The organism is Brevibacterium sp. (assembly GCF_022712115.1).
Taxonomy (GTDB): Bacteria; Actinomycetota; Actinomycetes; order Actinomycetales; family Brevibacteriaceae; genus Brevibacterium; species Brevibacterium salitolerans.
In genome coordinates, this window is sequence record NZ_JALAHB010000018.1 from 1 (window position 1) to 6484 (window position 6484).

At 69.7% G+C, this 6484-nt stretch carries 6 protein-coding genes and 1 tRNA gene; 4 read left to right on the plus strand and 3 right to left on the minus strand.

All coding sequences use genetic code 11. The features are described 5' to 3' along the window. From Q0A33_RS00655 to Q0A33_RS00665, 3 genes are all read right to left on the minus strand, one after another. Positions 1 to 723, minus strand: a 723-nt coding sequence (locus tag Q0A33_RS00655) for a glycerophosphodiester phosphodiesterase family protein (protein WP_291791632.1), incomplete at its 3' end; no start/stop codon positions are given. Continuing rightward, a complete protein-coding gene (gene glsA / locus Q0A33_RS00660; protein ID WP_291791634.1) occupies positions 720 to 2630 on the minus strand; it encodes a glutaminase A in 1911 nt (636 codons plus the stop codon). The genes Q0A33_RS00655 and glsA, both read right to left, overlap by 4 nt. 153 nt (positions 2631 to 2783) lie before the next feature. Then, a tRNA-Tyr gene (locus tag Q0A33_RS00665) sits at positions 2784 to 2865 on the minus strand. A 175-nt stretch (positions 2866 to 3040) separates the two neighbouring features. Here Q0A33_RS00665 and Q0A33_RS00670 point away from each other — a divergent pair. The 4 genes from Q0A33_RS00670 to Q0A33_RS00685 all read left to right on the plus strand — a co-directional run bounded on the left by Q0A33_RS00670 (position 3041) and on the right by Q0A33_RS00685 (position 6327). Continuing rightward, a complete protein-coding gene (locus Q0A33_RS00670; RefSeq protein WP_291791637.1) occupies positions 3041 to 3532 on the plus strand; it encodes a YajQ family cyclic di-GMP-binding protein in 492 nt (163 codons plus the stop codon). Between the two features lie 301 nt (positions 3533 to 3833). Then, on the plus strand, positions 3834 to 4376 hold the full coding sequence (gene ectA, locus Q0A33_RS00675) for a diaminobutyrate acetyltransferase (RefSeq protein WP_291791640.1): 543 nt from the start codon (positions 3834 to 3836) through the stop codon (positions 4374 to 4376). 175 nt (positions 4377 to 4551) lie between these two features. Continuing rightward, positions 4552 to 5835 (plus strand): diaminobutyrate--2-oxoglutarate transaminase, encoded by a 1284-nt coding sequence (gene ectB, locus Q0A33_RS00680; RefSeq protein WP_291791643.1) that lies wholly within the window; start codon positions 4552 to 4554, stop codon positions 5833 to 5835. A gap of 102 nt (positions 5836 to 5937) precedes the next feature. Then, a complete protein-coding gene (locus Q0A33_RS00685) occupies positions 5938 to 6327 on the plus strand; it encodes an ectoine synthase (RefSeq protein WP_291791646.1) in 390 nt (129 codons plus the stop codon). Positions 6328 to 6484: the final 157 nt, after the last annotated feature.

Below are 6484 nucleotides of genomic sequence, written 5' to 3' on the forward strand. Positions count from 1 at the left end.
CATCTCCCACTCCGCCGGCTCGTCCACCGTCCACACGAACATCGCAGCCCCCGCGCCCAGGAACGAGTCCACGACACCCCGGCGCAGAGCCACTCCCTTCTGCGAGGGGTTGTAGCCCAGCAGCTCCAGCTCGTCGAGGTACTGCAGATCGTCCTCCCGCGGCATGGTGCGCAGCAGGCACCGCTCGACCATGGGAGCGATATCCCGCAGCAACGCCAGCGTGGACACGGAGAAGCTCTGCGCCACCACGCGATCGGCCACGCCGTACTCCACGACGAGACCGGCCGCCTGCGCGACGGCTCCCGCGGACCAGTCCCCCTTGAACTCCAGCAGCAGGCGGCCGCCGTAGTCCACGATCTCCCGCAGCAGGGTCTCCAGCCGCGGAACCCGCTGACCGGCGAAGCCGCGGCCTGCCCACAGCCCCGCGTCCAGGCGGGAGAGGGAGTCGTCGTCGAGGCGGCTCAGCGCCCCGCCGCCGTTGGTGGTCCGATCCACCGTGGGGTCATGGATGACGACCGGCGTGCCGTCCGCGGTCACGTGGAGGTCCACCTCGATCCAGTCCGAGCCCACCAGCCGGGCGGCGTCCACCGCCGCCAGGGTGTTCTCCGGGACCGCGGCCGAGTACCCCCGGTGGGCGATCACCCAGGGACGGTCGCCCTCACCCGGAGCCTCATCCACACCTTCGCGCATGAACTGCGCGTTCCTGATCCGCTCCGCCGTCACTCCGTCCGCTCCTCTCCTCGCACTGCCTGCACGAGCCGCGCATATCCGTCATGGGCGATGCTCCGCCACAGGGCGGCCGCCGCGGCAGGCGACTCCGCCTCCATCCGTTCCAGCGCCTCCGCGGAGAGCAGCTCGAAGCGGCTGCGCTGTGCGGCGATCACCGCGAACGGCTGCCCCGCACCCGTGCCCAGCGCGTACTCCCCGAACGTGGCACCCGCCCGCAGCACCGCCATCAGCTCCCCGTCCGGGCTCACACTGTGCACCTCGCCGGAGACCACGAAGCGGATCCCGTCGAAGTCGTCACCCGGCGCCCGGATCACCTGGCCCTCCTCCGCCGTCTCTGCGGTGAGCAGACCCCGCACCACCGCACGCACCGCCGGCGACAGACCGCCCAGCACCGGGCCCTGCTGCCGGACCGGCTGCGCTCCCGCACCCTCCTCGGAGAGCAGCACCGCGTCCTCGGCCCACACCAGCGCGGCATGACGCGAGGCGAAGATCCTCACGGGGAGGCGGGACGGGCCCTCCGCACCGTCCGTGGGCGCGGCCTCAACCGCGCCGTCCACGACCCCGGCCTCGGCGGCCTCCCGCAGCAGTGTGCGCTTGAGCTCGTGCCGGCGCAGCAGCGCATCCGGATCCACGACCCCGACGGCGATCCCCTCCTCGTCCATCGTCGCCGCCAGCCGCGCGAGGCTCATGAGCGCAGACCCGGAGAGCTCGTCCACCTTGCCGATGTCGAGGACCACCACCTGCGGCTCGTCCAGCTCCTCGATGAGCCGGGAGACCGCTTCGAAGCCGCTGAAGTGCACGTCCCCGATCAGTTCGAGGATGTGCGCGCGGTCACCGTGCTCCTCGAGCACCGCCTCGTCCTCAGGGCTCCTGCGCAGCGAGGAGTGGTCGCGGTCCACGGTGGTGTGCGAGCGGATCACCGCGCGCCCGGGCTTCCCGGCCCTCACGATGTGAAGGCCCAGGTCCGCGGACATCTCCTCGTGGGCGACGATCCCCTTGGCGCTGTTGCCGTGCCGGTCCAGCGGCGGGGAGTAGGTCGCGATGCCCAGCTGCCCGGGCAGCACCGCGATGATGCCGCCGCCCACCCCGCTCTTGGCCGGCAGGCCCACCGTGGTGACCCAGTCCCCGGAGTCGTCGTACATGCCGCAGGTGAGCATGACGGAGAGCACCCTCTCCACCACGTCCTCGGGGAAGACCCGCTCACCGGTCGCCGGGTTCACGCCGAGGTGGGCCAGCGTGGCCGCCATCATCGACAGATCCGCCGCCGTCACGGAGATCGCGCACTGCTTCGTGTAGTCATCGAAGGCCGGATTGGGATCGCCCTCGATGATGCCCCAGGAGGACAGGAACCAGGCCAGACCGCGGTTGTGGGCACCGGTCTCGTAGTCCGCACGGAGCACCTCCTCGTCGAGGCTCAGCTGCCGGCCCGCGCACGCGGAGAACACTGCGAGGATCCTCTCGAACGCGGTCTCCTCCCCCACCGGGCGCACCAGCGAGGTCGCGGCGATCGCGCCGATGTTGATGAGCGCGTTCTTGGGCCGCCCGCTGCCGGCCTCGGAGGAGAGGTCGTTGTAGGCGCTGCCGGAGGGCTCCACGTCGATCTTGCCGTCCACCAGGTCGAACCCGGAGTCCATGAGGGCGAGCGCATAGACGAACACCTTGGAGATCGACTGGATGGAGAACTCCTCGCACGCGTCCCCCACGCGGTAGGAGAATCCGTCCGCTGTGGTCATGGCGATGCCCAGGTGGTCCGAATCACCGCCGTAGAGGACGCTGAGGCCCTCGGCCGGGCTGCCCGCGGAAGCGGTGCGGGATCCGGGGGTCGGATGGGCGGCGAAGGGATCTGCGGCGCGCACTCGGGCGTGCAGACCGCTCAGATACGTCTGGACGGGTGAGCGCATGCGTGCCAGCCTACTCCGGCACCGCCCTGCCGCAGCAGGACTCCGGATGAACGGCAGATGAGCGGGGACACCCCGTGCGCCGGCCGCCGGCGCACACGAAGAAGGCCCCTTCATCCGCGTTTCCGCCGATGAAGGGGCCTCCACCCACAGGGGTGGCAGGTATAGGATTCGAACCTATGAAGGCAATGCCGGCTGATTTACAGTCAGCTCCCTTTGGCCGCTCGGGCAACCTGCCTCTGTGCTCGCTGAGCACTCGTAGAACGATACACGGTCCTCGGAGGCCGTGCAAAATCGGGCCGCAGCACTGAACGATACGATGGCCGCACCGCATCCGGGCACCTGCGCGCGGATGTACCCGGCACTGATCACCCGCCGCCGCGACGGCGGCACGCACAGCCCAGGAGGCAGACATGGCAGCGGACTCCAGCTTCGACATCGTCAGCAAGATCGACCGCCAGGAGGCGGACAACGCGCTCAACCAGGCAGTCAAGGAGATCGGCTCCCGCTACGACTTCAAGGGCACCGGCGCCGCGATCGAGTGGAAGGGCGAGGGCATCCAGATGCGCGCCTCGGCCGAGGACCGCGTGAACGCCGTCCTCGACGTGTTCCAGTCCAAGCTGGTGCGCCGCGGGATCTCACTGAAGTCCCTGGACGCCGGCGAGCCCTACCCCTCCGGCAAGGAGTACCGGATCGACGCGAGTCTCAAGGAGGGGATCGACCAGGAGAACGCGAAGAAGATCTCCAAGATCATCCGCGACGAGGGGCCCAAGGGCGTCAAGCCGCAGATCCAGGGCGACGAGCTGCGCGTCACCTCCAAGAAGCGCGACGATCTGCAGGAGGTCATCGCGCTCCTCAAGGGCAAGGACCTGGACATCGACCTGCAGTTCACGAACTACCGCTGAGCCCGATCGCGCCGCGGACGGCGCACCGGAGTTCGAAGAGGCGGCCTGCACGGGATCCCGTGCAGGCCGCTTCTCACATTCCGGACCCCGCACACCTGCGCTCCGCATGCAAATGTTACGAACGCATAACGATGGGAGACGGTGGCCTGCGCCACTCGCCGCAACCCCCGTTTCGCCAGTCTCCTTGTGGGATCGGGAGGGTCGGAGACATCCCTCCCGGAACCCGCGATCCGCGTGTCTCCGGGCGGTTCTGCGCCGTATCCCGGTTGATATCGACGCTCAGCTCGTTAGGTTGAATGGCGTGACTCATGCACAAGCAGAGGCCCAGACAACCCCCATCGACCCCGGCCGGACGGCCGGCGAGGAACCCGTCCTCATCCGCACCCCCGCACTGTCCGACGGCAAGAGCATGTGGACGCTCGCCCGTGACACGCAGGTGCTCGACCTGAACTCCTCCTATGCGTACCTCCTGTGGTGCCGCGACTTCGCCGGGACCTCGGTCATCGCCGAGGTGGGCGGGGCTCCCGCCGGCTTCGTCACCGGGTACATGCGCCCCGAGGCGCCGGAGACCCTCATGATCTGGCAGGTGGCGGTCGACGCCCGCTTCCGCGGACGCCGCATCGCCGCCTCGATGCTCGACGACCTCGCCGCGCGCACCGGAGCCGTCCGCCTGGAGACCACCATCACGGACGACAACAGCGCCTCCATCGGCCTGTTCAGCGCCTTCGCACAGCGCCACGACGCCCGGCTCACCACCTCTCCCCTGTTCACACCAGCCGACTATCCGGATGGGCACGACACGGAGTTCCTCTACGAGATCGGGCCGCTGCAACCGCAGCGCTGACCCGCCTCCCGGGGACGGCGCATCCCGTCCCCGCACCACGCACGCCGGTCGCCCACGACCGCGCACACCCCTCGGGCACCTGGTACGACCGTCCGGGTCCCCTGATCGTCCGCCGCAGCTGCCGAGAGCCGGCAGCCGGGCGGTCGCAGCCACGAAGGAAGGTAGGAAGACTGCCATGACCGAGATCTACTACACCCTTGAATCCGAGGTCCGCAGCTACTCCCGCAGCTGGCCCGCGGAGTTCGTGAAGGCCTCCGGGGCCACCCAGACCGCCGCTGACGGCACGGAGTACCTCGACTTCTTCGCCGGAGCGGGCGCGCTCAACTACGGCCACAACAATCCCGTGGTCATGGAGCCGCTCATCGCGTACCTGCAGTCCGGCCAGGTCCTGCACTCCATGGACATGAAGACCCCGGCGAAGCGGAAGTTCCTCGAGACCTTCAAGAGCCGCATCCTCGACCCCCGGGGCCTCAACTACAAGGTGATGTTCCCCGGGCCCACGGGCACCAACACCGTCGAGGCCGCCCTCAAGCTCGCCCGCAAGTACACGGGGCGCCAGCACATCCTCTCGTTCACCAACGCGTTCCACGGCATGACGCTGGGCTCGCTGTCCGTGACCGGCAACTCGATGAAGCGCGAGGGCGCGGGCATCCCGCTCACCAACTCCTCGAAGATCCCCTACGACGACTACTTCGACGGCGAGACCGCGGACTTCCTGTGGCTCGAGCGCGTGCTCGAGGACTCGGGGTCCGGTGTGGACAAGCCCGCCGCGATCATCGTCGAGACCGTCCAGGGCGAGGGCGGCGTCCGTGCGGCACGCGCCGAATGGCTCCGCGGGCTCGCGGAGCTGTGCCGGCGCCACGACATCCTCCTCATCGTCGACGACGTGCAGGCCGGCTGCGGGCGCACCGGCACCTTCTTCAGCTTCGAGGAGGCCGGCATCGTCCCGGACATCGTCTGCCTGTCGAAGTCGATCTCCGGCTCCGGGCTGCCCCTGGCGCTCACGCTGTTCCGTCCCGAGCTCGACATCTGGTCGCCGGGCGAGCACAACGGCACCTTCCGCGGCAACAACCCGGCATTCGTCACCGCCACCGCCGCGATCGAGGAGTTCTGGGCCGATGACTCCTTCCAGCAGGAGCTCGCAGGCAAGATCGAGCTGCTCCAGTCCCGCCTCGAGCGCATCGCCTTCTCCGCCTCCGGCGCCGGCGTGCGCGGCCGCGGGATGTTCGGCGGGATCATCTTCGAGGACGCCGAGCTGGCCGGGAAGATCGCCGCCGAGGCCTACCGCAACGGCCTGCTGGTGGAGACCTCCGGACCCAAGGACGAGGTCGTCAAGCTCCTGCCGCCGCTCACGGTGACCCGCGAGGAGCTGGACCGCGGACTCGACATCCTCGCCGCCGCCGTCGCCGCCGTGGCTCCGGCGCCCACCGCCGCCGAGGCCGCCGCGGCTTCCGCCTGACACTCCGGGCTCCGGGCTCCGGGCTCCGGGCTCCGGGCTCCGGGCACACCGTATCCGCACCCGGCAGCACACAGCTGCCCACACACCCACCGAGGAGACCGCTTGTACGTCGTGAACATCGAAGACCTGAACGGCACGGACCGCGATGTGAAGTCCGAGACCTGGCGCAGCCGCCGCATGGTGCTGGCCAAGGAGGGCGTGGGGTTCTCGTTCCACGAGACCACCATCTACGCCGGCACCACCTCCACGTTCCACTACCAGAACCACTACGAGGCCGTGTACTGCGTGGCCGGCAGGGGCACGCTCACCAGCGAGGAGACCGGCGAGAGCTGGGATCTGCGCGACGGCACCCTCTATCTCCTGGACGAGCACGACAAGCACACCGTGCGCGCGGAGGAGGAGCTGCGGCTGATCTGCACCTTCAACCCGCCGGTGACCGGCCGTGAGGTCCACGACGAGAACGGGGTCTACCCGCTCGTCACGGAGGACTGAGCCCTCAGGCTCCTGAGCCTGCAGACACCTGAGCGCTCTGCCGCCTGAGAACTGAGGCGGCAGAGGGCTCAGACGACGGTGGGGCCGGTGGCCGGGGGGGGCGCCCCGCGCCGCCGCGCCCCCGGGGGGGGGGGGGGCGCGGCGGGCGGGGGGGCCG

Coding starts and splice junctions, on each gene's coding strand:
- glsA (WP_291791634.1), bottom strand. CDS start 2,630: ATGCGCTCACCCGTCCAGACGTATCTGAGCGGTCTGCACGCCCGAGTG.
- Q0A33_RS00670 (WP_291791637.1), top strand. CDS start 3,041: ATGGCAGCGGACTCCAGCTTCGACATCGTCAGCAAGATCGACCGCCAG.
- ectB (WP_291791643.1), top strand. CDS start 4,552: ATGACCGAGATCTACTACACCCTTGAATCCGAGGTCCGCAGCTACTCC.